Annotated in this window: 27 protein-coding genes and 1 pseudogene; 16 read left to right on the forward strand and 12 right to left on the reverse strand. The window is 71.8% G+C overall.

Features of this window, described 5'->3' with window-relative positions; all coding sequences use genetic code 11:
• Positions 1-70: 70 nt before the first annotated feature.
• Complete coding sequence (locus tag ACFYXU_RS12880; RefSeq protein ID WP_361392824.1) at positions 71-232, reverse strand: hydrophobic protein; 162 nt, start codon at positions 230-232, stop codon at positions 71-73.
• Between the two features lie 377 nt (positions 233-609).
• Here ACFYXU_RS12880 and ACFYXU_RS12885 point away from each other — a divergent pair, with 377 nt between their 5' ends.
• From ACFYXU_RS12885 to ACFYXU_RS12920, 8 genes are all read left to right on the forward strand, one after another.
• Positions 610-1,956 (forward strand): DUF4157 domain-containing protein, encoded by a 1,347-nt coding sequence (locus tag ACFYXU_RS12885; RefSeq protein ID WP_389457666.1) that lies wholly within the window; start codon positions 610-612, stop codon positions 1,954-1,956.
• A 259-nt stretch (positions 1,957-2,215) separates the two neighbouring features.
• Positions 2,216-3,061, forward strand: coding sequence for a HipA family kinase (locus tag ACFYXU_RS12890; RefSeq protein ID WP_389408939.1), 846 nt, complete (start codon positions 2,216-2,218; stop codon positions 3,059-3,061).
• Positions 3,058-3,441, forward strand: a complete 384-nt coding sequence (locus ACFYXU_RS12895; protein ID WP_389457668.1) for a DUF3037 domain-containing protein — start codon at positions 3,058-3,060, stop codon at positions 3,439-3,441. The genes ACFYXU_RS12890 and ACFYXU_RS12895 overlap by 4 nt, the downstream gene beginning before the upstream one ends.
• Positions 3,442-3,609: 168 nt before the next feature.
• Entirely contained in the window at positions 3,610-4,371 is a 762-nt protein-coding gene (gene fabG, locus ACFYXU_RS12900) for a 3-oxoacyl-ACP reductase FabG (protein WP_329852231.1), read from the forward strand.
• Positions 4,372-4,402: 31 nt separating this feature from the next.
• Positions 4,403-5,170: an SDR family oxidoreductase gene (locus ACFYXU_RS12905; RefSeq protein ID WP_329852232.1), complete on the forward strand. Its 768-nt coding sequence runs from the start codon at positions 4,403-4,405 to the stop codon at positions 5,168-5,170.
• 148 nt (positions 5,171-5,318) lie between these two features.
• Positions 5,319-6,896 carry an ABC transporter substrate-binding protein gene (locus ACFYXU_RS12910; RefSeq protein ID WP_376513720.1) on the forward strand — a complete coding sequence of 526 codons (1,578 nt, stop codon included), beginning with the start codon at positions 5,319-5,321 and terminating at the stop codon, positions 6,894-6,896.
• Positions 6,897-6,977: 81 nt separating this feature from the next.
• Positions 6,978-7,661 carry a uracil-DNA glycosylase gene (gene ung / locus ACFYXU_RS12915; protein WP_329852234.1) on the forward strand — a complete coding sequence of 228 codons (684 nt, stop codon included), beginning with the start codon at positions 6,978-6,980 and terminating at the stop codon, positions 7,659-7,661.
• A 70-nt stretch (positions 7,662-7,731) separates the two neighbouring features.
• Positions 7,732-8,205, forward strand: a complete 474-nt coding sequence (locus ACFYXU_RS12920) for a hypothetical protein (protein ID WP_329852235.1) — start codon at positions 7,732-7,734, stop codon at positions 8,203-8,205.
• Between the two features lie 49 nt (positions 8,206-8,254).
• On the opposite strand, the gene ACFYXU_RS12925 is transcribed toward ACFYXU_RS12920, so the two are convergent.
• The 3 genes from ACFYXU_RS12925 to ACFYXU_RS12935 all read right to left on the reverse strand — a co-directional run bounded on the left by ACFYXU_RS12925 (position 8,255) and on the right by ACFYXU_RS12935 (position 10,381).
• Entirely contained in the window at positions 8,255-8,743 is a 489-nt protein-coding gene (locus ACFYXU_RS12925) for a hypothetical protein (RefSeq protein WP_389408941.1), read from the reverse strand.
• Positions 8,744-8,872: 129 nt separating this feature from the next.
• Positions 8,873-9,400: a DinB family protein gene (locus tag ACFYXU_RS12930; protein WP_376513716.1), complete on the reverse strand. Its 528-nt coding sequence runs from the start codon at positions 9,398-9,400 to the stop codon at positions 8,873-8,875.
• A gap of 363 nt (positions 9,401-9,763) precedes the next feature.
• Positions 9,764-10,381, reverse strand: coding sequence for a TetR/AcrR family transcriptional regulator (locus ACFYXU_RS12935; RefSeq protein ID WP_389408942.1), 618 nt, complete (start codon positions 10,379-10,381; stop codon positions 9,764-9,766).
• Positions 10,382-10,505: 124 nt separating this feature from the next.
• Between ACFYXU_RS12935 and ACFYXU_RS12940 the strand changes: the two genes are divergently transcribed.
• Positions 10,506-11,732, forward strand: coding sequence for an FAD-dependent oxidoreductase (locus ACFYXU_RS12940; RefSeq protein ID WP_389457671.1), 1,227 nt, complete (start codon positions 10,506-10,508; stop codon positions 11,730-11,732).
• A gap of 59 nt (positions 11,733-11,791) precedes the next feature.
• On the forward strand, positions 11,792-12,697 hold the full coding sequence (locus tag ACFYXU_RS12945; RefSeq protein ID WP_376513710.1) for a Gfo/Idh/MocA family protein: 906 nt from the start codon (positions 11,792-11,794) through the stop codon (positions 12,695-12,697).
• Positions 12,698-12,704: 7 nt separating this feature from the next.
• Here ACFYXU_RS12945 and ACFYXU_RS12950 read toward each other — a convergent pair whose 3' ends face one another.
• Positions 12,705-13,148 carry a nuclear transport factor 2 family protein gene (locus ACFYXU_RS12950; RefSeq protein ID WP_361405544.1) on the reverse strand — a complete coding sequence of 148 codons (444 nt, stop codon included), beginning with the start codon at positions 13,146-13,148 and terminating at the stop codon, positions 12,705-12,707.
• 306 nt (positions 13,149-13,454) lie between these two features.
• Between ACFYXU_RS12950 and ACFYXU_RS12955 the strand changes: the two genes are divergently transcribed.
• From ACFYXU_RS12955 to ACFYXU_RS12965, 3 genes are all read left to right on the forward strand, one after another.
• A complete protein-coding gene (locus ACFYXU_RS12955) occupies positions 13,455-14,048 on the forward strand; it encodes a flavin reductase family protein (protein ID WP_361405547.1) in 594 nt (197 codons plus the stop codon).
• A 407-nt stretch (positions 14,049-14,455) separates the two neighbouring features.
• Entirely contained in the window at positions 14,456-15,106 is a 651-nt protein-coding gene (locus tag ACFYXU_RS12960) for an NAD(P)-dependent oxidoreductase (RefSeq protein WP_384564061.1), read from the forward strand.
• Between the two features lie 112 nt (positions 15,107-15,218).
• Positions 15,219-15,608 carry a hypothetical protein gene (locus ACFYXU_RS12965; protein WP_389457673.1) on the forward strand — a complete coding sequence of 130 codons (390 nt, stop codon included), beginning with the start codon at positions 15,219-15,221 and terminating at the stop codon, positions 15,606-15,608.
• A gap of 803 nt (positions 15,609-16,411) precedes the next feature.
• On the opposite strand, the pseudogene ACFYXU_RS12970 reads toward ACFYXU_RS12965, so the two are convergent.
• From ACFYXU_RS12970 to ACFYXU_RS12980, 3 genes and pseudogenes are all read right to left on the reverse strand, one after another.
• A pseudogene (locus tag ACFYXU_RS12970) lies at positions 16,412-16,582 on the reverse strand (transposase family protein); the annotation flags it as partial.
• A gap of 410 nt (positions 16,583-16,992) precedes the next feature.
• The gene (locus ACFYXU_RS12975) at positions 16,993-17,169 is read right to left on the reverse strand and encodes a CsbD family protein (protein ID WP_376513697.1); all 177 of its coding nucleotides are present in this window, start codon (positions 17,167-17,169) and stop codon (positions 16,993-16,995) included.
• Positions 17,170-17,364: 195 nt separating this feature from the next.
• Complete coding sequence (locus ACFYXU_RS12980) at positions 17,365-17,988, reverse strand: TetR/AcrR family transcriptional regulator (protein WP_389408946.1); 624 nt, start codon at positions 17,986-17,988, stop codon at positions 17,365-17,367.
• Between the two features lie 99 nt (positions 17,989-18,087).
• Between ACFYXU_RS12980 and ACFYXU_RS12985 the strand changes: the two genes are divergently transcribed.
• Entirely contained in the window at positions 18,088-19,272 is a 1,185-nt protein-coding gene (locus ACFYXU_RS12985; protein ID WP_389408947.1) for an FAD-dependent oxidoreductase, read from the forward strand.
• 407 nt (positions 19,273-19,679) lie between these two features.
• On the opposite strand, the gene ACFYXU_RS12990 is transcribed toward ACFYXU_RS12985, so the two are convergent.
• Both ACFYXU_RS12990 and ACFYXU_RS12995 read right to left on the reverse strand, forming a co-directional pair.
• Positions 19,680-20,264 (reverse strand): S1 RNA-binding domain-containing protein, encoded by a 585-nt coding sequence (locus ACFYXU_RS12990; RefSeq protein WP_389408948.1) that lies wholly within the window; start codon positions 20,262-20,264, stop codon positions 19,680-19,682.
• Positions 20,265-20,366: 102 nt separating this feature from the next.
• Complete coding sequence (locus tag ACFYXU_RS12995) at positions 20,367-20,951, reverse strand: TetR/AcrR family transcriptional regulator (protein ID WP_389408949.1); 585 nt, start codon at positions 20,949-20,951, stop codon at positions 20,367-20,369.
• A gap of 135 nt (positions 20,952-21,086) precedes the next feature.
• Here ACFYXU_RS12995 and ACFYXU_RS13000 point away from each other — a divergent pair, with 135 nt between their 5' ends.
• Positions 21,087-21,941: a class I SAM-dependent methyltransferase gene (locus tag ACFYXU_RS13000; RefSeq protein WP_389408950.1), complete on the forward strand. Its 855-nt coding sequence runs from the start codon at positions 21,087-21,089 to the stop codon at positions 21,939-21,941.
• 148 nt (positions 21,942-22,089) lie between these two features.
• Here the strand turns inward: ACFYXU_RS13000 and ACFYXU_RS13005 are convergent, their stop codons facing one another.
• Complete coding sequence (locus ACFYXU_RS13005; RefSeq protein ID WP_376513679.1) at positions 22,090-22,965, reverse strand: undecaprenyl-diphosphate phosphatase; 876 nt, start codon at positions 22,963-22,965, stop codon at positions 22,090-22,092.
• A 98-nt stretch (positions 22,966-23,063) separates the two neighbouring features.
• On the reverse strand, positions 23,064-23,819 hold the full coding sequence (locus tag ACFYXU_RS13010) for a TVP38/TMEM64 family protein (protein ID WP_389408951.1): 756 nt from the start codon (positions 23,817-23,819) through the stop codon (positions 23,064-23,066).
• A 95-nt stretch (positions 23,820-23,914) separates the two neighbouring features.
• On the opposite strand from ACFYXU_RS13010, the gene ACFYXU_RS13015 reads away from it, so the two are divergent.
• Entirely contained in the window at positions 23,915-24,616 is a 702-nt protein-coding gene (locus ACFYXU_RS13015) for a DNA alkylation repair protein (RefSeq protein ID WP_389408952.1), read from the forward strand.
• Positions 24,617-24,692 lie beyond the last annotated feature (76 nt).

A 24,692-nucleotide genomic window follows, 5' to 3' on the forward strand; every position in this document is an offset into this window, starting at 1 on the left:
ACCGGCGGTGGCCCACCCCCGGAGTGGGGGTGGGCCACCGCCGTCATGCGTTGTGGGCGCGAGGGCCCGTCTACCAGCGGTACCAGCGACCACTGCTGCCCTTCGGACGGGCGACGAAGCCGATCAGCCACAGGACCAGGACCGCGATCGCGACGTACCACAGGGCCTGTACAGCGAAACCGCCGCCGAAGAGGATCAGGATGAGCAGAAGAACGAGAAGCAGGGGAACCATAGTTATCAACCTCCGAGACACCGGTTGCCCGAGCTTTCCTCGATCATGCGTACGAACTTATGTGTTTTTTACGCGCGCAGGTGGGCAGACGGATTCGCCGCCCTCGTCCGGTCGGAGGCGACCCGACCGGTTCCGACCCGGAACGGGATCGGCAGGGCCGCACCCGCCAGGCCGAACACCCGCCGGGACCGGTTGCCGTCACCAGCGCCATCAGGCTGGATGAGGAACGGGGACTGCCCTCACGGCCGGTCGAGTCTGCCCTCGGGTACCTGGCGTTCGCGGGGGCGCCCGGAGTATCCAGGACAGGGACGTGCGCGAGACGTACGCGGGACACCGGTATCACGTACGGCTCCGACTCTCCGACGAAGGAAGCGCCAGTGCAGGACCACGCGAAGGTCAGGTCGAACTCCACCGAGGACGCTCGGTCGACGGCCCGCAGGCCGGTCACCGCACCGGCCTCAGGGCTCCTCGGGCTCCAGGCGACGGTGGGGAACGCGGCGGTCGTCCAGCGCGTGCAGCAGCAGCACCGGCACGGTGCGGGGTGCGGCCACGGCGCGGAGGAGGCTCCGGTCCAGCGCTCGGCGGTCCACGACGTGCTGCGGGCCGGCGGCAGGCCGCTGGACGGCAGCACGCGCGCGGACATGGAGAGCCGGCTGGGCGCCGACTTCTCCGACGTCCGCATCCACGACAACAGCGCGGCGAAGGCGTCGGCGGCCCAGGTGGGCGCACGGGCGTACACCAGCGGGAACCACGTGGTGATCGGGGAGGGCGGCGCGGACAAGCTCACCCTCGCCCACGAACTCACCCACGTGATCCAGCAGCGCCAAGGCCCCGTCGCGGGTACGGACAACGGAGCGGGCCTGCGGGTCTCCGACCCCTCCGACCGCTTCGAGCGGGAGGCGGAGAGCAACGCGCGCCGCGCCATGAGCGGGGCGGCGCCGAGGACCGAGCAGCACGCAGGGGAGGCGGGCCGGGCCGACCAGGGCGCGGCCCAGGCGCCGGTCCAGCGCTGGGCGGCACAGGCCGGCCCGAACCAGCAGGGCATGACGGTCTCGGCGAACGGCGTCTTCGCCGTCCCGAACGACGACGCCACGTCGATCTGGATCCGCGTCAGCGCGCCCGCCGGGTCCTACTCCCCGGCCCTGCGCCCGACGAGCACCGCCCAGCAGGCCCTCTTCGGCGGTACGGAGATGTACCAGGAGCACGAGCTGGCGCGGAACATCCTGGACGACTGCCTCCACACGGCGGAGGAGATCATGCACAACGCCGTCGGAGAGCTGGCGGACGGCGCGAACAGCAACGTCCGTACGAGCGCCGGGCTCAAGGCCTTCGGCATGTCGGACGAGCAGAACCGCGAGCGCGCGGGCGACTTCCAGGGGGCGACGGACCGCAACGCCAGTCCGACGGTGGGACAGTCCTACCTGATGCTCGCCATGAACCCCGGCGAGGAGATCATGTCGCAGTACCACGCCGCGGCGGTGGTGGGCATGGACGGCCAGGACACGGTGACGATGGAGGCCTTCGCTGGAAGCGGTCAGACGGCCGCGAACCCGATGACGTACACGATCGGCGATGTGTCCTCCTTCCACGACTACTGGACGGGCGAGTACTACACCCCGCACTACCCGGCGGTCACCATGAAGACAGTGGTCCTCGTCAAGCGCGGCAGGGGCCGCCGGGTGGCGGCGGGCTCGGAACAGCCTGCCAACCCGAACGTCGCCTAGCCTGTCGCCGAAGAAGCCGGCTCGGTCGCTCGGGCGCTCTTCGCGCGCGATCACCCTCGGTTACTATGCTCCCTTCATGCCGGAAGCGTGCGCCAGGCGGCGCGGCACCATCGACGGGCTGCTCGGGGAGCGGGGGAGCGGCTCGGCAGCCGGAACGCCCCAGGTTCTCCCCAGGCCGGTCGATCGGCGATTCCCGCCTCCGCGCTCCGGCGACGTCGATCGTGGATCGTATGGCTGAAGAGATGGGTGGCCTGGGAAAGTGTTGAACGAGGTCGTAGCGACCCGCTATGTCACGCCCTTGCGTGAGGGCGGCTCGCTCCCCGGGATCGTCGAGGCCGACGACCTCGGCACGTACGTCATGAAGTTCACCGGCGCCGGCCAGGGCCGCAAGACCCTCGTCGCCGAGGTGATCTGTGGGCAGCTGGCCCGTCGGCTCGGGCTGCGAGTCCCCGAGCTCGTCACGCTCCAGCTCGACCCCGTCATCGGGCTCTCCGAGCCCGACCAGGAGGTGCAGGAGCTGCTCAAGGCGAGCGGCGGGCTGAACCTCGGCATGGACTTCCTGCCCGGCTCGCTCGGCTTCGACCCGCTGGCGTACGAGGTCGACCCCCGGGAGGCCGGCCGGGTGGTCTGGTTCGACGCGGTGATCAACAACGTCGACCGGTCCTGGCGGAACCCGAACATGCTCGTCTGGCACGGCGACCTCTGGCTCATCGACCACGGCGCCACCATGATCTGGCACCACAACTGGCCGGGCGCCCAGGCCTCGGCCGCGAAGCCGTACGACGCCTCCGACCACGCGCTCGCCCCCTTCGCCCCCGACATCGCCGCCGCGGCCGCCGAGCTCGCCCCGCTGGTCACCCGCGAGGTCCTGGAGGAGGTCGCCGCCGACGTCCCCGACGCGTGGCTCGTCGACGAGCCCGGCTTCGACAGCACCGACGAGGTCCGCGCCGCGTACGTCTCGGCGCTGCTGCCGCGCGCCGCCACCATCCACGAGCGGATCACGCTCGGCCCCCGTACCGAGAGCCGCCCGCAGCAGCCGCCCGGCTGGCTCGCCGAGCGCCTCGCGCCCCGGACGCACACCACCGAGAAGGACAGCACGACGTGACCGACCGCGATGTCTTCGAGTACGCGCTGCTGCGCGTCGTCCCGCGGGTGGAACGCGGCGAGTGCTTCAACGCGGGAGTGGTCGTCTACTGCCGCGCCCGGTCCTTCGTGGCCGCCCGTACACATCTGGACGAGACCAAGCTGACCGTGCTCGACCCGGCCGCCGACGTGACCGGGGTACGCGCCGCTCTGCGCGCCGTCGAGGGGGTCTGCCTGGGCGGCGACGCGGCCGGTCAGGCCGCGCGCGACGACGCCGGGCGGCGCTTCCGCTGGCTCATCGCGCCGCGCTCCACGGTGGTGCAGCCGGGGCCCGTCCACACGGGCCTGACCACGGACCCCGAGGCCGAGGTGGAACGCCTGCTCGACCTGCTCGTCCGGTAGGGGCGAGGGGAGTGACCTGGTGCACCCGGTGGGCCGTTGACACCGGGTGCCAGGGCTTCTAGCGTCTCGTCTGCGGACGATACTAAGCGGTCGCTCATGTGCGGGACGCAGGAGCGCCGGGCGGTTCGGCCGCGACCAGGGACGATCCAAGGGCGAGGAGAACCAAGCATGTCCACCACCGAGCAGCGCGTAGCCGTCGTCACGGGTGCCGCACGGGGCATCGGCGCGGCGACCGCGCTCCGCCTGGCGGCCGAGGGCCGCGCCGTCGCCGTACTCGACCTCGACGAGGCGGCCTGCAAGGACACCGTCGAGAAGATCACCGCCGCGGGCGGCACCGCTCTCGCCGTCGGCTGCGACGTCTCGGACAGCGCGCAGGTGGAGGCCGCGGTCGCGCGGATCGCCGCCGAGCTCGGCGCCCCGACGATCCTCGTGAACAACGCGGGCGTGCTCCGGGACAACCTGCTCTTCAAGATGTCCGAGTCCGACTGGGACCTCGTCATGAACGTCCACCTCAAGGGCGCCTTCCTGATGGCGAAGGCCGTCCAGAAGCACATGGTGGACGCGGGCTTCGGCCGGATCGTCTCCCTCTCCTCCTCCTCGGCGCTGGGCAACCGCGGCCAGGCCAACTACTCGGCCGTCAAGGCCGGTCTCCAGGGCTTCACGAAGACCCTCGCCAAGGAGCTTGGCAAGTTCGGCGTCACCGCCAACGCCGTCGCCCCCGGCTTCATCGTCACCGAGATGACCGCGCAGACCGCCGAGCGCGTCGGCATGGGCTTCGAGGAGTTCCAGGCCGCCGCCGCCTCGATGATCCCGGTACAGCGGGTCGGCCGCCCCGAGGACGTCGCCAACGCGATCGCGTTCTTCACCGGTGACGACGCGGGCTTCGTGTCCGGCCAGGTCATGTACGTGGCCGGTGGCCCGCTCAACTGACGACGTCCGGCAGCGCGAGGAGGAGACGCACATGAGCACGCAGGAACGGCCGGAGCTGTCCGGCAAGGTCGCCCTCGTCACCGGCGCCAGTCGGGGCATCGGCTACGGGATCGCGGAGGCCCTGGTCGCCCGCGGCGACCGGGTCGTCATCACCGGGCGCGGCGAGGAGGCCCTCAAGGAGGCCGTGGAGCGCCTCGGGGCCGACCGGGCGATCGGCGTCCCGGGCAAGGCGCACGACGAGGTCCACCAGGCCGCCGCGGTCGAGGCCGCGATGGACGGCTTCGGCCGTGTGGACTTCCTGGTGAACAACGCCGGCACGAATCCCGTCTTCGGGGCCATCGCGGACCTGGACCTCGGGGTGGCCCGCAAGGTCTTCGAGACGAACGTGATCTCCGCGCTCGGCTTCGCCCAGCGGACCTGGCACGCCTGGCAGAAGGAGAACGGCGGGGCGATCGTCAACATCGCCTCGATCGCCGGCGTCTCCGCCTCGCCTTTCATCGGCGCGTACGGCATGAGCAAGGCCGCCATGGTGAATCTGACCCTTCAGCTGGCGCATGAATTCGCTCCGGTCGTGCGGGTCAACGCGATCGCCCCGGCCGTGGTGAAGACGAAATTCGCCCAGGCGCTCTACGAGGGCCGTGAGGCGGAGGCGGCCGCGGCCTATCCGCTCGGCCGGCTCGGCGTGCCCGAGGACATCGGCGGCGCCGCGGCCTTCCTGACCTCGTCGCAGTCGGAGTGGATCACCGGCCAGACGCTCGTCGTGGACGGCGGCATTTTCCTGAACGCCGGAGTCGGCTGACCGATAATCGGACACTTTCCGGATTTCATGTCCGGATTGAGCCCGGTTGTGCGCCGAATGCCTCAAGTGCCCCGTCAGACTCGAACATTGACCTGACGGGGTGCTGCGGTATCGTCGGCCGACCCATGGCTGAACGAGGAGCGTGCACGTGTTCAACCGGACCAGTCTGCAGGCCGCTGCAGCCCTTGTGTCCATATCCCTGGTGACCGGATGCGGTGTCTTCTCGGACAGTGAATCCGCCGGGGATCAGAGAATCGTCGTCGGCACGATGAGTTCTCCCACCACGCTTGATCCGGCCGCCGCCTGGGACAATTCCTGGGAGCTCTTCCGGAATGTCTTCCAGACCCTGGTCGCTTTCCCGACGGGCAGCACCACCCCGCAGGCGGACGCCGCCGACTGCAAGTTCACGGACACCTCCAGCCGGGTCTTCGAGTGCAAGCTCGTGGAGGGGCTGACCTTCGCCAACGGGCACAAGCTGGACGCCAACGCCGTGCGGTACTCGATCGAGCGCATCCGCACGATCGACTACAAGGGCGGCCCCAACGGGATGCTCGGCTCGCTCGACAAGATCGACACCGTCGGCGACCGCACGGTCGTCTTCCGGCTGAACAAGTCCGACGCCACGTTCCCGTTCGTCCTGGCCACCCCCGCCATGTCGCTGGTCGACCCGGCCGAGTACCCGGCCGACAAGCTCCGCAAGGACGGCAAGCTCATGGGCTCCGGCCCGTACGTCCTCGACTCGTACACCGAGCGCAAGACGGCGGAGCTGACGAAGAACCCCACCTACAAGGGCTTCGCCGACCGCAAGAACGGCGGCGTCACCATCAAGTACTTCGACGACTCCGAAGCCATGGTCAAGGCTCTCCGGAAGAACGAGATCGACGCCACCTACCGAGGCCTCACCGCCGAGGAGGTCGTCAACCTCCAGGAGGACAAGCCCGAGAACAAGGGCCTCCAGATCGTCGAGTCGACGGGCGCCGACATCCGCTACCTGGTCTTCAACACCCAGGACAAGTCCGTCGCCAAGCTCCCCGTCCGCAAGGCCATCGCCCAGCTCGTCGACCGCGACGAACTGGTCAACAAGGTCTACCAGGGCACCGCCGAGCCCCTGTACTCGATGGTGCCCAAGGGCATCGGCGCTCACACCACCAAGTTCTTCGACCGCTTCGGCACGCCGAGCAAGGAGAAGGCGGAGCGGATCCTCCGCGAGGCCGGCATCACCGACCCCGTCGAGCTGGACTTCTGGTACACGACCGACCGGTACGGCTCCGCGACGGCCGCCGAGTTCGCCGAGCTGAAGCGCCAGCTGGAGGAGTCCGGACTCTTCAAGGTCACCCTGCACGGCAAGCCGTGGAAGGAGTTCCAGGAGGGCTACCAGAAGGGCGAGTACCCGGTCTTCGGCCGAGGCTGGTTCCCCGACTTCCCGGACCCGGACAACTTCGTCGCGCCCTTCGTGGGCAAGGAGAACGTCCTCGGCACGCCGTACGTGAGCCCCCGGATCACCAACGAGCTCCTCCCGAAGTCCCGTCGCGAGAGCGACCGCGGGACCGTCACGGACGAGTTCGTGGAGGCCCAGGAGATCATGGTCCAGGACGTCCGGCTGCTGCCCCTGTGGCAGGGCAAGCTGTACATCGCGGCCGGCGAGGACATCGGCGGCGGCGAGCGGGCCCTCGACCCGCAGACGGTCATGCAGATGTGGGAGCTGAGCCGCCGGGCCAGCTGGTAGGAGACCTGCGGGGGCCACTGTCAGTGGCCCCCGATAGGTTCTCGGACGGAGATACAGGAACGTCCACCGGAGGTTGTGACCGTGACCGACACCAGCATGCTGCCCGAGTCCTGGCGGGGTGTCCTCGGCGACGAGCTGCAGAAGCCGTACTTCGCCCAGCTCACCGAGTTCGTCGAGGAGGAGCGCGCGAAGGGGCCGGTCTTCCCGCCGAAGGACGAGGTCTTCGCCGCCCTCGACGCCACCCCGTACGACAAGGTCAAGGTCCTGATCCTCGGTCAGGACCCGTACCACGGCGAGGGGCAGGGCCACGGCCTCTGCTTCTCGGTCCGCCCCGGCGTGAAGACCCCGCCCTCCCTGCGGAACATCTACAAGGAGATGCAGGCGGAGCTCGGCCACCCCGTCCCGGACAACGGCTATCTGATGCCGTGGGCCGAGCAGGGCGTCCTCCTGCTCAACGCGGTCCTGACGGTCCGCTCGGGCGAGGCGAACTCCCACAAGAGCAAGGGCTGGGAGAAGTTCACCGACGCGGTCATCACCGCCGTCGCCTCCCGCCCCGACCCCGCCGTCTTCGTCCTGTGGGGCAACTACGCGCAGAAGAAGCTGCCGCTCATCGACGAGGAGCGGCACGTCGTGGTGAAGGGCGCCCACCCCTCGCCGCTGTCGGCGAAGAAGTTCTTCGGTTCGCGGCCCTTCACCCAGATCGACGAGGCCGTCGCGGCCCAGGGTCACGAGCCGATCGACTGGCGCATCCCGGACCTCGGCTGAGCCTCGGCCCGATCCGGGCCGGGGGCGGCTAGCGTCGTCAGTCCCAGTGGGTGAGCGGGTGGAGATCGCGGTGACCGAGCAGCAGCAGGTGGCGGACGACGGTGTCATGACCAGGATCGGGCAGGCCATGATGCTGCTGCACGGCGGCGACCGCGAGGAGGCCAGGAACCGCTTCGGGGTGCTGTGGCAGCAGATCGGCCCGGACGGCGACCCCCTGCACCGCTGCACCCTCGCGCACTACATGGCGGACGCGCAGGACGATCCCGACGCCGAACTGGCCTGGGACCTGAGGGCACTGAGCGCGGCCGAGGGCCTCGCGGAGGAGCGGCTGGCCGCGCACGACTCGGCGGTGGCCCTGCGGGCGCTGTACCCCTCGCTCCAGCTGAACCTGGCCGCCGACTACGTGAAGCTCCAGCGGCCCGACGCCGCGCGCGTCCATCTGGACCGGGCGCGCGCGGCCTCGGACCACCTCGACGACGACGGCTACGGGAACGGGGTGCGGGCGGCGATCGAGCGCCTGGAGCTGCGGCTCCGGGGCGCCTGACCCGGCCGGTGTCTCGCCCGGTGCCCCTCCCCGGCCCTCCCGGACGGGCTCACCGGCCGTATGCGCCCTGACAGATCCTCGCCTGGTCGCTGCCCGGTGCCCAGCCCCCGTACCGCTCGCCCAGGTCGCAGACGTCGACGTCGGTGACGGACGGATCGTGCGTCAGTCCCGTGAGTCGCGGCGGCCCGGACAGGTCCGGCCGGGCCGCCGGGCGCGGAGGCTCACGCCGCTCCGGTGCGGACGAGGGGTGCGGTGTCTGCGCCCGGGGAGGAGCGGCCGCGCGCCGGGGCTGCCCCGAAGGGGGCGCCGCGCGGGGCGGGCTGGACGGCGGGCGGGTGGGGAGTGCCGCTTCGAGGGCCTCCCGGGCCGGTCCCTCGATGATCTGCGGCGCCACGTCGCGCGCGGGGCCCACGACTCCGGCGGCCGGCGCGGGGGACGGGGTCGGCGCCGACGGCGGGGCGTCCACCGAGACGCAGCCCGTCAGGGCGGCCACCGCCGCCCCGACCAGGATCTTCGCTGTGGTTCGGGTTCCATGCACCCGCGCAACTCTGCTTCTCCGCCGGTGATCTGCGCGCCCCTACCGGCGGGGAATGCCCCGCACGGGTGAGGCGCGCGGGGCCCCGACTTGACCGGCCGGCCGGGTGGAGCGGCTCCGCCCGCGGCGGGGTCAGTCGCCGGTCGCGCCGTCGATCCGCTCGCGGATGAGGTCCGCGTGGCCGTTGTGGCGGGCGTACTCCTCGATCATGTGGAGGTAGATCCAGCGGAGGTTGAAGCGTTCTCCGCTGCGGTGCTCGCCCACGCTCAGGTCGTCGAGGTCACGTCCGGCGGTCAGCGTGCGCGCGTGGGCGATCTCGGCCTGCCAGGTGGCGTGGGCCTCCGCGTAGGTGTCCTCGTCCGTGGCGTGGATGTCCCGGTCGTTGTCGTCCTGCGTCGCGTAGATCCACGGCGCCTCCTCACCGACCAGGACACGGCGGAACCAGCCGCGCTCGACCTCGGCCATGTGCCGGACCAGGCCCAGCAGGTTGAGGTCCGACGGCGGGGCGGACAGGGTGCGCAGCTGGGCGTCGTCGAGTCCCTCGCACTTCATCGCGAGGGTCACGCGGTGGAAGTCGAGCCACTGTTCCAGCGCTTCGCGCTCGCCGGTGGTGGTGCCCGGGTCGACGCGGGGGACGGATGCGGTCTTCTCGGTGGTCATGCGCGGCATCGTCTCCCATGATCGCGGGCGGCGCCAGGGGGTCAGGGGCGGGCGAGGCCCCTGGTGGCCGCGCGATTCCGGGCCTGAGCCGGCGGAGGGTGGGGCCGCTGGCGGGCCGCGTGCCTCAGGGCGCTGAGCCACGGAGGGCGGGGCCCTTGGCGGCCGCGTGACTCAGGGCTGCCACGCGGAGGGGGGCCGGCCCCTGGCGGGCCGCGCGAGTCAGGGTCTGAGCGGTGGAAGGCGGAGCTCCCGTCGGCCGGTCAGTTCAGGGTCGTTCCGTGGTGGAGGCGCGGCGGGCGCGGGCCGGTCAGTTCAGGGTCGTTCCGTGAGTGGTGGAGGCGCGGCGGGCGTCGGCCGCCTCGTTCAAGGTCGGGCTCCGAGCATGCCGCGCAGCAGTTCGTCGAAGCCGGTGCGCAGTTCCGCGCGGCTCGGGACCGAGGCGTGGAACGAGCCCGCCGCGCAGGAGAACATCATTCCCTCGGTCCAGGCGATGAGGGAGAGCGCGTGCCGCTCCGGCTCCGGAGAGCCCGCCGCCCTCATCATCGCGACCAGCGGGGTGTGGAAGGCCGCGCCCGCGGTGTCGAAGAAGCTCCGGAGCTCGGGCCGGCGGGTCGCCTCCAGGGCCAGCTCGTAGCGGGAGACGAGCAGGGAGCGGTGGTCGGTCAGATACCGGTGCAGGGCGAGGGCGAGAGCGTCGACGAGCGCCTCGCCGCCGCTCTCCGGGCCGGGCATCCCGTGCGGGGCGAGGACCGCCGCCTCCCGCTGGACCTGGCGCCGCACGGCCGCCTCCAGGAGCGCCTGCCGGGTGCGGGCGTGGTTGGACGTCGAGCCCTGGGGCAGCCCCGCGACCTCGTCCACGGCGCGGTGGGTCAGGCCCCGCATCCCGCGTTCGACCAGGAGGGCGAGGGCGGCGTCGCCGATCCGGTCGGCGCGGGAGGGGGAGGACTCCGGGGCCGGGGTCCCGGCGGTGGCTGAGGTCATGGGGGACAACCTACTACCGGCCCCTACCAAGGGAACTACAGCTGTAGTACGGTCGCGGTGTCGACCTCACTACAGCTGTAGTGAGGTGCCGGTTCATCCGCCCGTCCCGAATCGAGGAGCAGCCATGGAACAGCCCCGCGCCGTCGTCGTCGGAGCCGGTATCGGCGGACTCGCCGCCGCCGTCGCCCTGCACCGGCGCGGCTGGCAGGTCACCGTCCTCGAACGCGCCGCCGACCTCACCCCCGTCGGAGCCGGCATCGCCCTCGCCCCCAACGCCCAGCGCGCCCTCGACGTCATCGGCCTCGGCGACCGCGTCCGCGACCTCTCCGCCTGGCAGGGCGACGCCGGCATCCGCACCCCCGGCGGACGCTGGCTCGCCCGCACCGACGCCCGGGCCGCCGCCGACCGCTTCGGCGGCCCCCTCGTCCTGCTGCACCGCGCCACGCTCGTCGGCCTCCTCGCCGAGGCACTGCCCGAGGGCGCCGTCCGCACCGGCGTCCGCGCCACCCTGGTCGACCCCGGCGACGACCACCGCCCCGCCCGCGTCACGCTCGGCGGAGCGGACACGGCGTCCGGCGGCGAACGGGAGGCGGAACTCGTCCTCGGCTGCGACGGCATCCACTCGGCGACCCGTCGGACGCTCTTCCCCGGCCACCCCGGCCCCCGCTACTCCGGCAGCACCAGCTGGCGCGTCGTCGTCCCCGCCCCCGCGCGGCCCTTCGCACCACACGAGACCTGGGGCGCCGGACGGCTGTGGGGCAGCCAGCCCCTCAAGGACGGCCGGGTCTACGCGTACGCCATGGCCGTCGCCCCCGCCGGCGCCCACGCGCCCGACGACGAGAGGGCCGAACTCCTCCGGCTCTTCGGGGACTGGCACCACCCCGTCCCCGAGATCCTCGCCGGCGTCACCCCCGACCGGATCCTGCGGCACGACGTCCATCACCTGCCCGACCCGCTGCCCGCCTTCCACCGGGGCCGGGTGGCCCTCCTCGGCGACGCCGCGCACGCGATGACGCCGAGCCTCGGCCAGGGCGGGAACCAGGCGATCGAGGACGCCGTCGTCCTCGCCCACCACGCGGGCGACGCCACCGGATTCCAGCCCGGCCGCGCGCTCGCCGCCTACACCGCCGACCGGCTGCCGCGCACCACCGCCCTCGTCCGCAGGGCCGCCCGCACCGGTGTGGTCACCATGCTCTCCGCCCGCCCCGCCGTCGCCCTGCGCGACGCGGCCGTGACCGCCGTCTCCCGCTTCGGTCCCGGCCTCGCCCTGCGCGGCTTCGACGGCATCTGCGACTGGCGGCCGCCCGTCGCCACGGTCCCTCCGGCCGAGCGCAAGATCCACCCCGCGTAAGCTGACCGGCGCGAAGGCCCGGACGGCCGGGGCCGGCGAACGACGACAAGGGAGACCCCGTGAAGGTTGGCTGCATCGGACTCGGCGACATCGCGCAGAAGGCCTACCTCCCCGTCCTCAGCACCCTCCCCGGGGTCGAACTGCACGTCCAGACCCGCACTCCCGCGACCCTGGAGCGGGTGGCGGACACCTTCCACCTGCCCGCCGAACAGCGCCACACCGACCTCGACTCGCTGCTCGCGGCGGGGCTCGACGCGGCCTTCGTGCACGCCTCCACCGCCGTCCACGCCGAGATCGTCGGCCGGCTCCTCGAAGCCGGCGTCCCCACGTACGTCGACAAGCCCCTCGCGTACGAGTACGCCGACTCCGAGCGGATCGTGGAGCTCGCCGAGAAGCGCGCCGTCAGCCTCGCGGTCGGCTTCAACCGGCGCCTCGCGCCCGGCTACGCCCAGTGCGCCGAGCACCCGCGCGAGCTGATCCTCCTCCAGAAGAACCGGATCGGCCTGCCCGAGGACCCCCGCACCTTCGTCCTCGACGACTTCATCCACGTCGTCGACACCCTGCGCTTCCTGCTCCCCGGCGAGATCGAGCACGTCGACGTCCGGGCCCGGATCCGCGAGGGGCTCATGCACCACGTGGTGCTTCAGCTCTCCGGCGACGGCTTCACCGCCATCGGCATGATGAACCGGATGAACGGCTCCACGGAGGAGATCCTGGAGGTGTCCGGCCAGGACGCCAAGCGCCAGGTCCTCAACCTCTCCGAGGTCGTCGACCACAAGGGGCAGCCGACCGTGCGCCGCCGCGGCGACTGGGTCCCCGTCGCCCGGCAGCGCGGCATCGAGCAGGCGGTCCTCGCCTTCCTCGACGCGGTACGGGAGGGCCGGGTGCTCAGTGCCCGCGACGCCCTGCTCACCCACGAGCTCTGCGAGCGTGTCGTCCGCGAGGCGCTGCTCCAGGCGGGCTGACCGCTCGTCAGGAGCGGCGCCAGCGCTCGTCGACGACGACCGACACGAGCCGCCAGCCGTCCGTGGTGCGGCGCGCCGCGAAGGCGTAGCGCCCGCCGCAGACGAAGTCCTCGCCGGAGGCGAACCGCATCGGGTTGACGTAGTCGGCGCCGATGTCGGCCCGGTCCCCGGTCTCCCGGTAGCCGCCCGGCTCCCCGAACCGCACCCGCCGGTTGACGATGAGGTGCTGGCGTACGGGGAAGAGGGGCAGGGTCGCGGCGAGCCACTCCACGACCTCCGCCACGGGCCCCTCGATCCCGCCCGAGCCGCGGTAGTCGGCCCTGCCGTCCGGGGTGAACAGGCCCCGGTAGGCACTCCAGTCCCCCTCGTCCACGGCGGCCGCGTAGCCGGTGATCAGGTCGTCGAGGGCGAATCGGTCCATCACGGTCGCGAGGTCCACGCGCTGCGTCATCGGCTCAGTGTCGGGCGCGGGCCGCCAGGAGCCAAGGGGCGTGCGGCCCGGATGTGGGCAGGCGCGGGGACGTTCCCCGGACGCGGGTCGGTCGGGCGGCGCCGCCGAGGCTCACCGCGGGCGGGCAGGTGGCCCCTCGTACGGACGCTCGCGCTGGTGCAGATCGGCCCGCGCTCGGTCGCCGTCCGGACGTTCCCGTGCCGATGCGGGTCGGACCTGCCGTCGTAGGGAGGGTCCCGCGCGCCGGGCGGGGGACGGACCCGCCGCCGCGCCGACACCCCCCGGGCGCCGGTCATACTGGCCGTCATGCGCGTGAACATCGATCCCGAACTGACCGACCGCACCTCCTTCTACCGGCTGCTGACCGCCACCGTCGTCCCCCGGCCCATCGCCTGGGTGTCCACGGTGTCGGCCGACGGGACGGACAACCTCGCCCCGCACTCCTTCTTCACCATCTCCTCGGTGACCCCGCCGGTCGTCCAGTTCACCTCGGTCGGGCGCAAGGACTCCCTGCGCAACGTGGAGGCGACGGGGGAGTTCGTGGTGAACCTCGCCCCGGAGGGCCTCTTCGAGCGGATCAACGCCACCGCGACCGACTTCCCGCCGGGGGTCAGCGAGTTCGACGCGTGCGGCGTCGAGCGGGAGCCGAGCCTGCGGGTGAAGCCTCCGAGGGTCGCCCAGTCCCCGGTCGCCCTGGAGTGCGAGCTGCACAGCACGCTGCGGATCGGCGACTCGACGGTCGTCTTCGGCCGCGTCGTGCACGCCGCCGTCGCCGAGTCCGTCATGGTCGACGGCCACCCCGAGATGACCCTGATGCGCCCGCTGACCCGGCTCGGCAAGAACGAGTGGGGCACCCTGGGCGGCATCCAGGAGATCGCCAGGGTGCCGTACGGGGCCTGAGGCCGCTGGCGCCGGGCTTCCGTGCGGATGACCGGCGCCGCTGTGATCGCCCCGGCGGCGTGCGCCGGGCCGGGCTTCGTCAGCCTGCGGACTTGCCGGTGTGCCGAGCCCGGACGCCGGCCGCGACCAGCACGATGAGCCGGATGCCGAGGGCGACCTCCGGAGACCTCGTGTCACCGTCGCCCACAACGCACCCGCTTGTCACCGTCGTGCACTACGCACCCGCCCCGTAGCCGCTCGCTGCCCTCGGGTCACCGCTTCCGCCGGCGGCTGCCCGTCTCGGCGGGAGTTCGACGGCCGCTCGTGCTGCGCTCGGTGCCGTCGTGGGCGAGCCTGCCCGGCCCGGCGGTTCTTCGTGTCTAGCGTGGATTCTCCAGCTCACGCGCAGTCGGAGGAGACCCCCGTTCATGTCCAAGATCGCTCTCTTCGGTGCCTCCGGCACGATCGGCAGCCGGGTTCGTCGTGAGGCGCTGGACCGGGGCCATCAGGTCACGGCCGTCGTCCGCGATCCCCGGAAGATCACCGAGGAGCACCCGGCCCTCACGGTCGTGACCGGGGACGTTCTGGACGCCGCTTCGGTGGCTGCCGTGGCCGAGGGGCATGACGTTGTCGTCAGCGCGGTCGGCGGCGGGGACGGTCCCGGCCACCAGGCGACGATCAAGCCCGCTGCCGAGGCGCTGGTGGAAGGCCTGCGTTCGCTCGGCACCGACGCCCCGCGGCTGATCGCCGTCGGCGGCGCCGGCTCGCTGCGCACGCCGGACGGTGCGCAGGTGTGGGACGCCGACGGGCTGCCCGAGTTCGTGCTCCAGATCATGCACGCGCACGGGGACGCGCTGGACTTCTACCGGACCGTCGGCGACGTCCGCTGGACCTGTCTGAGCCCCGCCGCGCAGATCGAGCCGGGCGAGCGCACCGGCAGGTACCGCACCGCCGTCGATGACCTGATCGTGGGCGCTGACGGCCAGAGCCGGATCTCCGCGGAGGACTACGCGGTGGCCCTGGTCGACGAGATCGAGGACCCGCGCCATGTGGGGGAACGCTTCACCGTCGGCGACTGACCCGGCACGGAGGCCGGGCCATTGCGGGAGGCATTGCGCTGGTGGAGTGATGGTCGCCGCAGGTGGCGCGCGAGACTGGCTTCAGTAAATCGAACAGGCGTACGGTTGTGGTGTGAGTCAGAACGACACCCCCACCTTCGCCTTCCCGGCGGACCTCACCGCCCTTCAGGCACGTCTCCACCAGATCCGCGCCGAGCATGAGGCGCTGGTGCGGACCCTGCCGTGGTCGGTCGAGCCGATGCCCGGCTGGGCCCCCAAGATCAACGACAACACCGGCGACATCATCGAGCCCGGCCGGGAGCCGTCGCCCGGCTACACCTCCGAGCAGATCGCCGAGGACACCCGGCTGCGCGCGCTCGTGCGGGACCTCTCCGACCAGGTCTCCACGCACCCCTTCTGGGGCACGCTGGAGCGCGGCCCGCGGCTTGTGGACGCCCGCACCGCGCTGAAGTCCCACTCCGACATGACGACGGGCCGGCCCGCGGTCGTCGAGGCGGCGTGAGCGGGAGGGGGCCGGTTGAGGAATTCGGTTGCGATGGATCGGGCTGGTGCGGTGATACTCCGGCATGAGTAGAGACGCCGAGGCCATCGTGCTGGCCCGCTGGTCGGACGAGGTGATGGAGCCGCTGACCCGGGACGACCCGGAACGCACCTGGCAAGGCCGCTTCGTCCCGATCTCGGGACACCACGGCTACGAGTTCGGGTGGGCCCTGGAGTTCGACAAGGTGCACCACCGCCACGGCCTGCTCAGGGCACCTGGAGTCGTTGGCGTGGCCGTATCCGGAGTCGGTGCAGGTTCTGCTTCGCGACCAGGACGACGAATGCTTCGGGCTCTGGATGTTCCAGCAGGGCCGACTGCTGGAAGTCACCATTCCGGGCACCGAGCGTTTTCACCAGCCGGCACCACCCACGGAGGACTACGCACCCGACCCGGGCGTGCTGCGGGGCACTGACGGGGGCAGGCCCCTGCCCGAACAGACTCCGGAAGCACTCCGCGATACTCGCTCCCTCTGGTAGACCGAAATTCCACAGCTTGAGCGTCACGTGACCCAGCGGCAGGTCCTGAAGGGTGTTGCGGAAGGTCTGGCTCGGGCACGCAGAACACGAAGGCGTCGGTGTTCGGGTGGTCCTCCCTTCTGCCGTTCAGGAGGGGGACGGTCGGCTCTTTTGCGGTGCAGACGATCAGGCCGGTGCCGAGGTCGGCGCATCCGCGATCACGGTCGTGCCCGCCGCCAAGGCGGCTAACGCCGACTCGCGCCACACGTCGGCGTCGGCCCAGTTGCCAGCCGCTGGCCACGGAGCCCGCTCGAGCGCCCGTAGAGGGCGGAGTCGCGGGATGACCCGCTCGACCGTGGCGGGCGAGATGCCGAACAGTGGTGCCAGCTGCCGATCGGTGAGGTTGGTGCGGTGGTAGTCGGCCACTGGTAGCACCCGGTCCCACTCCTTCGCCAGCCCCGCGAACCGGCCCATCCGCAAGCCCGTGTCTCATCCCTATCCACACCGGCGCCGGTGTCGCCGACGGCGGAGCCGAGGGGGTGAGGGCAGGCGCGTACCCACCGCAACGAGTGGACGGGCATCCGTCCAGGTGGCTCAGCCGGGCGTGCGCTCGGCGTACGGCAGCGGCAGAGGTTCATCCCCATGGTGCAAGTTGATCCGTGCAGGTTGGCGAGCCCGGCCGACCCTGCGAGGGTATGGCGCCGAGCCGGCCGGTCAAGGCTCGGTCGCGTAGGTGAGGGCGAGGTTGCGCTGGAGGGGCGTTTCTCGTCCACCTCCGCACTGATCCCTACGGGCGCCGTGAGGCGGCTTGGCGATGGGGTACCTCCGCCCGGACGGTCGCGTGAGAAGGGTCCGCCCCTCAGGGGCGGACCCTTCTCACGGCCGATGGTTCAGCGGTCGTCGCGCTTGCCGCGCACCGCGTCCTTGGCGTCGGACGCCGCTTCCTTCGCCTTGCCCTTGGCCTGGTCCATCCGTCCCTCGGTCTTCATGCGGTCGTTGCCGGTCACCTTGCCGACCGTTTCCTTCGCCTTGCCCTTGACCTTGTCCGTGCGGCCCTTGTCAGTCATGACCCGTCCTTCTGGGTGGAAAGCAATGACGATGACAACATAGGGCGAAGTCGGGCATTCCGCCCGTCGGGCCGGGAGTGGTCGCAGCCGCGCATGTGCGGGGTGCCCGCCGGTGGGTGGTCGTCAGGGCTCGTCGGGGGCGATCGTGCGTGGTCGCCTTTCTTCCGTCGCGGGTCTGCCTCCGCTGTGGACGATCTAGCCCTCGGCGGTGGTCGGTCCGGTCAGGCCGTGCAGGAGCAGGGAGGTCAGGGCGTCGATGATGTCCTCGTCCGTGGTTGCCGGTCTGTTCTCGCCCGCGGTGATCACGGCGTAGCCGAGCATCGAGACCATGGCGCCGATGGCCGCGGCGAGTACCTCCGGATCGCCCGGAAGCTCGTGGCCTTGCCGGCGCAGCCACTCCAGGTGTTCCCGTAGGACCGCCGTCTCGGCCGTCATGCCGGCCCATGCCCGCCCCTCGCTCGGCGGCCCGGCCAGAGTGGTCTGCGTCAGGGCGACGACCACGGGCAGGTGGTCGCGGATCATGTGCCAGGTGACGGCCAGGTGCTCGCGCAGTTGCGCGCGGTCGGTCAGGTCGTGGTCGGTGGGGTGTTCGGCCGAGGCGATCTCGGCGTCGGCCTGCGCGTTCATGTCCCAGAGGAGCGCCTGGAGCAGGGCTTCCTTGTCCGCGAAGTGGGCGTAGAAGGAGCCGGTGGCGCGGCCCGCCTCCCGGGTGATGTCGGTGATCTTCGTGTCGAGGAAGCCGCGTTCGGCGAACAGTCGCCGTGCCGCGGCCTTCAGGGCCGCCTCGGTCTCGGCGGCCTGCTCCTTGCGTACGCCCATGGGGCGGGCTCCTTGTGCTTGACGTCCCCTGCGTCGCCCATCATAGTGAACCGCAGTTCCGTGAATTAAGATTCAGTGAATAAGGATTCAGGGGGAAGCGTGAAGGTGATCGTGATCGGCGGGGGAGTGGCGGGCGCGGCGGCTGCACTGGCGCTCCGGCGCATCGGTGCCGAGGTGACGGTCTACGAGGCGTACGCGGAACCCGCAGGCCAGGTCGGCTCCTTCCTGAGCCTGGCCTCCAACGGGCTGCGGGTGCTCCGCAGCCTGGGCGTCCTGGAGCAGGTGCGGACCGCCGGGATCGATGTGCCGGGCCAGCGCATGTGGTCGGGTTCCGGCAGGCTCCTGGGAGACGTGCCGCGAGGACGGCTCCGCGACGACGAGCTCCACAGCGTGACTCTGATGCGGGGCGACCTGGTCGAGGCCCTGCGTACGCGGGCGGTGGAGGCCGGGGCGGTGGTGATCACCGGCGAGCGCCTGGTGGAAACGGTCACCACGTCGAGCGGTGTCCGGGCAGTCTTCGCGAGCGGTCGCACGGCGGAAGCGGTGCTGCTCGTCGGCGCGGACGGCATCTGGTCGACGACGCGGAAGCTCCTGGCCCCCGAAGCGCCGGTCCCCGAGTACGCCGGGCTCTACAGCGTCTCCGGTGTGTCCGAGGGCATCGCGCTCGATCCCGGCGTGTTCAACCTGACGTTCGCCCGTCACGGGGCCTTCCTCCACCTCGCCGCGCCCGGAGGCAGGGTGTGGTGGTCCGCCCAGGTCGCCTCGCCCGCGCAGCCGGATCTCAAGGGAACCGACGAGGAGTGGGTCGACCGCCTGTCCACGCTCTACCGGCACGACCGGATCCCGCACGAGATCCTGGCGGCCACCGTCGAGCTGCACCGCCCCACCCCGATGCACCGCCTCGCTCCGATTCCGCGCGCACAGAGCGACCGCGTGGTGCTCATCGGCGACGCGGCGCACCCCGTCGGCGCCGGGCAGGGAGCCTCCATGGCGCTGGAGGACGCGCTGGCCCTGGCGCGCGCCTTGGCCGCCGCGCCGCCGGTTGCCGCTCTCGCGACGTACGCGGCCCAGCGTGCCCCGCGGGTCACCAGAATGCTGAAGGCGGCTTCGGACAACCGCGACGCGAAGACGGCCGGGCCCCTCGGACGGTGGATGCGTGACCTGATGATGCCCCTGGGTGTCCGCCTCTTCTACGCCAGGGCCACGGCCTGGCTCTACACCTACGACTGCGGCGACCTGCCGACCGGTGTGCGGGACGCGGGCGAACGGCTTGCTGATCGCTGACCCGTTGTGTTGGTCTTCCCTTCGGGATCACTGCTCTGGGCCCAGTGCAGCCCCTGGGCGCTCAGCGCCTCCACGGCCACAGCGGGCCGAGCCGCTCGCGTCTGGTGTCTGGGGGTGGACGGCCGAGCGCCAGGAGGCGTACGCGAACGACCAGGCCGCCGCGGACTCGCGGATCGTGGTCACCGCCCGATGCATCCGCGCGAAGGCGGACCAGGACCCCGCGCAGTGGGCCCGTCGGCACCCCGGTCCGCACCCGGTGTCAAGTCCCGTCGATCATCTGCCGGTAGTCCCGCCACCTGCCGCGACGCCCGTTGCTGACCGGCAGCAGTGGTCGGAGTCGTTGCCGCTCTGCATCGTTCAGATCACCCCGCGCCATCCTCGCCTCAACGCGTGGGGTACGCCGCCCGTCACGTGGCAGGCGTGGCGCCCTCGTGCCGGCCGCCCTGCGGCCTGGAGAGGAGAACCCGGCGGGGCGCCGGGTCGATCTCCGTGACGACGACGGCGATTCTCTCCCCGACCTCGAAGTGTTCCACCGGACTCACCGCAGGCCGGCCGAGAGCTTCCCTGAAGGGGATCAGCCCGGCAACCCCGTCCCCGAGGTCGACGATGACGCCGAAGGGAAGCACCTTCTCCACCGTCCCGCGGAGTTCCTGACCCACCTCTGTGCGGTCGGTGAAGGCCTGGAGGGGGTCGGGCTGAAGGGCCCTCAAGGACAGTCTGGCCTCCGCGTTGTAGGTGTCGAACTGGAGGAACTCGCACGCGACACGTTGCCCTACCTGAACGACATCGGTGGGAGCGTCGAAGCGCCGCCAGGACAGTTCGGGGACGACGATGAACCCGACGCCCGGGAACAGGGGATGGGCGGGCCCGTTGTCCAGGGCCACGAAGACCCCGAACCGTTCGATCGCCGCGACGGTGCCGGACACGATCTCGCCGCGGCGCAGGGACTCCAGGAACGCCCAGAGTTCCGGGCTCTCGGACTGCCAATCCATCCGGCCACCCTGGCACACGGCGTCGTGGACCGACCATGCCCGCGACGAGCTGGAGCCCTCGCCATGCCGCAGCGGCCAGGGCCATGATCGGCCGGACGAGACCTAGTCACCCACCAGCGCGGCGACCAGGCGTCTCATCGCCGCGCGCGGGTCGGGCGCCCCGGGCCAGGTCGTCATCAGGAGGTGGTGGGCCGTGCCCACGACGGCGAGGGCCACCGTGTGCGGGTCGGCGGTGGCCGCCACCCGGCCCAGGGTGCGCTCGGCCTCCACGTAGTCGGCCACCGCCTCCTGGATGGCGGCGAAGCCCGGTGCGCCGGCCTCCAGGGCCTCGCGGAAGCGCTGCGCCGCGGCAGGGCGGGTCAGGGCGAGGCCGGAAAGCGCCGGCCCGCCGCCGTCGAAGAACGCCAGGACGACGGCGTTGAGGTTTCCGGACACCGTGCCCTTCCCGGCCGACTCCGAAAGGGCTCGCGCCCGGGCCGCCGTTCGTGCGAACCGGTCGAGGCAGAGTTGACCCACGAAATCGTCGAGCCCGGCGAAGTGCGCGTGCAGCAGCCCCTTGGCGCAGTCCGCCTCGGTGGTGACGGCCCGACTCGTGAGCGCACCCGGCCCCTCCCGCTCCACGATCCGTTCAGCGGCCGCGAACAGTCGTTCGCGCACGTCCGGAGTCGCCACTCCACGGGGTGACATCGGCCTTCCTTCCCTCCGACGGTCGGCGCCATGAGTGGCGCGACCGCTGGAATCGTAAGCCTGTTGCCCATATGGGCGCGCGCCCATACTGTTTGGGCGCACGCCCATTCTTTGTCGTACCGTCAGGAGGAACCCGTGCCGAACGTCGTCAACACCGAGCAGGCGCACGCGTGGAACGGCCCCGAGGGTGTCCAGTGGGCCCGCAACCGGGACCGCTGGAACGCCGTGAACGAGGGCTTCAACGAGCGGCTGCTCGACGCCGCCGGAATCACCGAGGGCCATCGGATCCTCGACCTCGGCTGCGGTTCCGGCCAGACCACGCGACTCGCCGCCCTCCGGGCGCCCCGAGGCGGCGCCGTGGGTCTCGACCTGTCCGACCCCATGCTGGCCGAGGCGCGGTTGCAGGCGGCACGGGAGGGCGTCGGCAATGCCACGTTCACGCAGGGAGACGCGCAGACGCACCCGTTCGGAACGGGCACCTTCGACGCGGCGATCAGTCGCTACGGGGTGATGTTCTTCTCCGACCCCGGGCAAGCCTTCGGCAACATCGGCCGAGCGCTCCGCGCCGGCGGGCGCCTGGCGTTCGTCTGCCCCGCCGAGCCCTCCCTCAACGACTGGGTGGTCGCCATGCGGTCACTGCGCGACATCCTGCCGGTCGGCGACTTCGGTACGCCGGGGCTGCCCGGCATGTTCTCCCTGTCGTTCCCGGAGCGGATCCACGCCGTGCTCACCGCGGCCGGGTTCACCGGCACGGCCGTCGACCGGGTCGAGGCGTACGGGGCGTGGGGGCAGGGAGCCGATGACGCGGCGGAGTTCCTGCTGGGTACGGGTCCCGGCGGCCACTGGATGGGGCAGGTCGACCCGGCCGCACGGGGCCGCGCCGAGCGCGCCCTCGCCCACCGCCTCCGCGGCCATGAGGCGGCGGACGGCACGGTCCGGCTGCGCAGCACGTCCTGGCTGGTCACCGCGGATCGCCCGGCGGCTCGCTGAATCGGCCGCGACGAGCCTCTCGTACTCCGATTCCCTCGCGTTCCGTCACGTGTTGGGGGCCCGGAAGCCCCGCAGGCGGGCCCCGTCGCGGCGAGCCACTGTGCAGCTGATCCTGTGCAGGTCGCGGCCCCGTGTGGTGAACCGGGTCTCAGCCGCCCGACTCGCCCGCGTGCGGGCTCAGTACACCGGCGCTGACCAGCACGATGAGCAGGATGCCGAGCAGGATGCGGTAGATCACGAACGGCATGAAGGACTTCGTCGTGATGAACTTCATGAACCAGGCGATCACCGCGTACCCCACCGCGAAAGCGACGATCGTGGCGAAGAGTGTCGGGCCCCACGAGATGTGGCCGCTCTCGCCCGCGTCCTTCAGTTCGAACACGCCCGAGGCGAGCACCGCGGGGATCGCGAGCAGGAAGGAGTACCGGGCCGCCGCCTCACGGGTGTAGCCCATGAACAGACCGCCGGAGATCGTCGCGCCGGACCGGGAGACGCCCGGGATCAGGGCCATCGCCTGGCAGAAGCCGAAGATCAGGCCGTCCTTCACACCGAGGTCCTTGAGCGTCTTGCGCTCGCGCATCGCGCGGTGCCGGCCGCCGATCTCGTCCCGGGCGGCCATCCGGTCGGCGATGCCGAGGACGACGCCCATCACGATCAGCGTGGCCGCCGTGATCCGCAGATCGCGGAACGGGCCCTCGATCTGGTCCTTGAGCGTCACGCCGAGGACACCGATCGGGATGGAGCCGACGATCACCAGCCAGCCCATCTGGGCGTCGTGGTCGGACCGCATCGACCGGTCGGTGAGCGAGCGGAACCAGGCGGAGACGATCCGCGCGATGTCCTTCCGGAAGTAGATCAGGACCGCGGTCTCCGTGCCGATCTGCGTGATCGCGGTGAAGGCCGCACCCGGGTCCTCCCAGCCGGCGAAGGCCGCCGTGAGGCGGAGGTGCGCGCTGGAGGAGATGGGAAGGAACTCCGTCAGCCCCTGGACGAGTCCCAGGATGAACGATTCGAACCAACTCATGGGGCTAGGGCCGTCCCGTTATGTACGTGTGCGGTCAGAAGGTCGTGCGCAGGGTACATGCCGAAGATGACGTGCTCGTGGCGAGCCGGTGGACCGCCCTACGGAAGGGCCGGCTCCCGCACTCGCTCGGGATCCGGGGCCGGGGTCCGGGCCGCCGCCCGCAGCCCGTGGCGCTTGCGCCAGGCCACCACCGCCCCGCCGAGGCCCGACAGGACGATGAAGCCCGCCGAGAAGAGGAAGGCCGGCGAGCCCGGCTCCCCGGCCTGGGCGCCCGCCACCACGTACGCCGCCGTGTTCGGGACGGAACCCAGCGCCGTCGCCACCAGGAACGGCACGTACCGCATCCGGGAGACCGCCGCGCAGTAGTTGGCCGCCGCGAACGGTACCCCCGGGAACAGCCGGATCGCCAGCATCGAGCGGAACCCGTGCCGGCTCAACTGCCCGTCCGCCGCCGTCAGCCAGCGCCCCCGCACCAGCGGGCGCAGCGCGTCCTGCCCCAGGAACCGCCCGAGGGCGAACGCGATGCCCGCCCCGAGCACCGTCCCCGCCAGCGCCCCCGTCAGACCGGCCGCGGAGCCGAAGAGCGCGCCCGCCGCCAGATTGAGCACCGGACGCGGCACGAAGGCGGCCGCGCACACCCCGTACGCGAGCCCGAAGAGCAGCACCGCCCCGGCGCCGCCCGAGTGCGGCGGCCAGCCAGAGGAGAGCATCCGCTGCGGCTCGTACAGCACCACGAGGGTCGCCGCCGAGAGCAGCAGCACGGCGAGCAGCGAGAGCCGCGAGCGGGGGGACAGCAGAGCCCGGGAGCAGCGGACGGCGAGGGAGCCCGGCGGCCGGGGCGCGGGAGCGAGCATTCGGGGAGAGTAACGGACGCGCCCGTAGGAGCGCCGTAATGTGCGTCATGTCCGTCCGGGCGCGCACCCGGAGAGCGCCGTGCCCGAGAGGCCCCATGACCGACACCGCGCCGCCCGCGAGCGCCCTCGCCGACACCGTCCTGGACCGCCTCACCACGGTCTACCCGGCCGCCGGGAACCCCTTCCGGGCCCAGGAGATGGTCGCCTACATGAAGGGCGTGGCCCCCTTCCTCGGCATCCGCACGCCCGAGCGCCGCGCGCTGTCCCGGACCGTCCTCGACGGCACCCCGCGCCCCGACGAGACCGACTGCGCGGCGCTCGCCCTGCGCTGCTTCGCCCTCCCCGAGCGCGAGTACCACTACTTCGCCGTCGACTACCTGCGCCGGCACGTCGGGCGCTGCTCCTCCGCCTTCCTGCCGGTCGCCCGCCGGCTCGTCACCACCGTGTCCTGGTGGGACACGGTCGACCACCTCGCCGCCCACGTCGTCGGCGGTCTGGTGGCGGCCGACCCGGCCCTCGCCGCCGAGATGGACACGTGGATCGAGGACGAGGACCTGTGGGTCGCCCGCACCGCCCTCCTCCACCAGCTCCGCTTCAAGGACGCCACCGACGCCGACCGGCTCTTCGCCTACTGCCTGCGCCGCGCGGACCACCCCGACTTCTTCGTCCGCAAGGCCATCGGATGGAGCCTGCGCGAGTACGGGAAGACGGCCCCCGCCGAGGTCCGCGCCTTCGTCGCCGCCCACGACTCCCGGCTCTCCCCGCTCTCGGTCCGCGAGGCCCTCAAGAACCTCTAGGGGTGTCGTGTCGATCAGGCCGGTCCGGCGGCGCCCGGCCGCGCTGTCAACGGTCACGGGAGGGGCGGCACAATGA

Origin of the sequence: Streptomyces sp. NPDC002232 (assembly GCF_042890295.1) — a bacterium.
Classification (GTDB): Bacteria; Actinomycetota; Actinomycetes; order Streptomycetales; family Streptomycetaceae; genus Streptomyces.

Excerpts from the sequence above, each read along its gene's own strand:
- ACFYXU_RS13010 (WP_389408951.1), bottom strand. The coding sequence starts at position 23,819 with ATGCTCGCTCCCGCGCCCCGGCCGCCGGGCTCCCTCGCCGTCCGCTGC.
- ACFYXU_RS12930 (WP_376513716.1), bottom strand. The coding sequence starts at position 9,400 with ATGACCACCGAGAAGACCGCATCCGTCCCCCGCGTCGACCCGGGCACC.
- ACFYXU_RS12880 (WP_361392824.1), bottom strand. The coding sequence starts at position 232 with ATGGTTCCCCTGCTTCTCGTTCTTCTGCTCATCCTGATCCTCTTCGGC.
- ACFYXU_RS12975 (WP_376513697.1), bottom strand. The coding sequence starts at position 17,169 with ATGACTGACAAGGGCCGCACGGACAAGGTCAAGGGCAAGGCGAAGGAA.
- ACFYXU_RS12935 (WP_389408942.1), bottom strand. The coding sequence starts at position 10,381 with ATGACCTCAGCCACCGCCGGGACCCCGGCCCCGGAGTCCTCCCCCTCC.
- ACFYXU_RS12960 (WP_384564061.1), top strand. The coding sequence starts at position 14,456 with ATGTCCAAGATCGCTCTCTTCGGTGCCTCCGGCACGATCGGCAGCCGG.
- fabG (WP_329852231.1), top strand. The coding sequence starts at position 3,610 with ATGTCCACCACCGAGCAGCGCGTAGCCGTCGTCACGGGTGCCGCACGG.
- ACFYXU_RS12955 (WP_361405547.1), top strand. The coding sequence starts at position 13,455 with ATGCGCGTGAACATCGATCCCGAACTGACCGACCGCACCTCCTTCTAC.
- ACFYXU_RS12995 (WP_389408949.1), bottom strand. The coding sequence starts at position 20,951 with ATGTCACCCCGTGGAGTGGCGACTCCGGACGTGCGCGAACGACTGTTC.
- ACFYXU_RS13005 (WP_376513679.1), bottom strand. The coding sequence starts at position 22,965 with ATGAGTTGGTTCGAATCGTTCATCCTGGGACTCGTCCAGGGGCTGACG.
- ACFYXU_RS12950 (WP_361405544.1), bottom strand. The coding sequence starts at position 13,148 with ATGACGCAGCGCGTGGACCTCGCGACCGTGATGGACCGATTCGCCCTC.
- ACFYXU_RS12905 (WP_329852232.1), top strand. The coding sequence starts at position 4,403 with ATGAGCACGCAGGAACGGCCGGAGCTGTCCGGCAAGGTCGCCCTCGTC.
- ACFYXU_RS12980 (WP_389408946.1), bottom strand. The coding sequence starts at position 17,988 with ATGGGCGTACGCAAGGAGCAGGCCGCCGAGACCGAGGCGGCCCTGAAG.
- ACFYXU_RS12940 (WP_389457671.1), top strand. The coding sequence starts at position 10,506 with ATGGAACAGCCCCGCGCCGTCGTCGTCGGAGCCGGTATCGGCGGACTC.
- ACFYXU_RS12990 (WP_389408948.1), bottom strand. The coding sequence starts at position 20,264 with ATGGATTGGCAGTCCGAGAGCCCGGAACTCTGGGCGTTCCTGGAGTCC.
- ACFYXU_RS13015 (WP_389408952.1), top strand. The coding sequence starts at position 23,915 with ATGACCGACACCGCGCCGCCCGCGAGCGCCCTCGCCGACACCGTCCTG.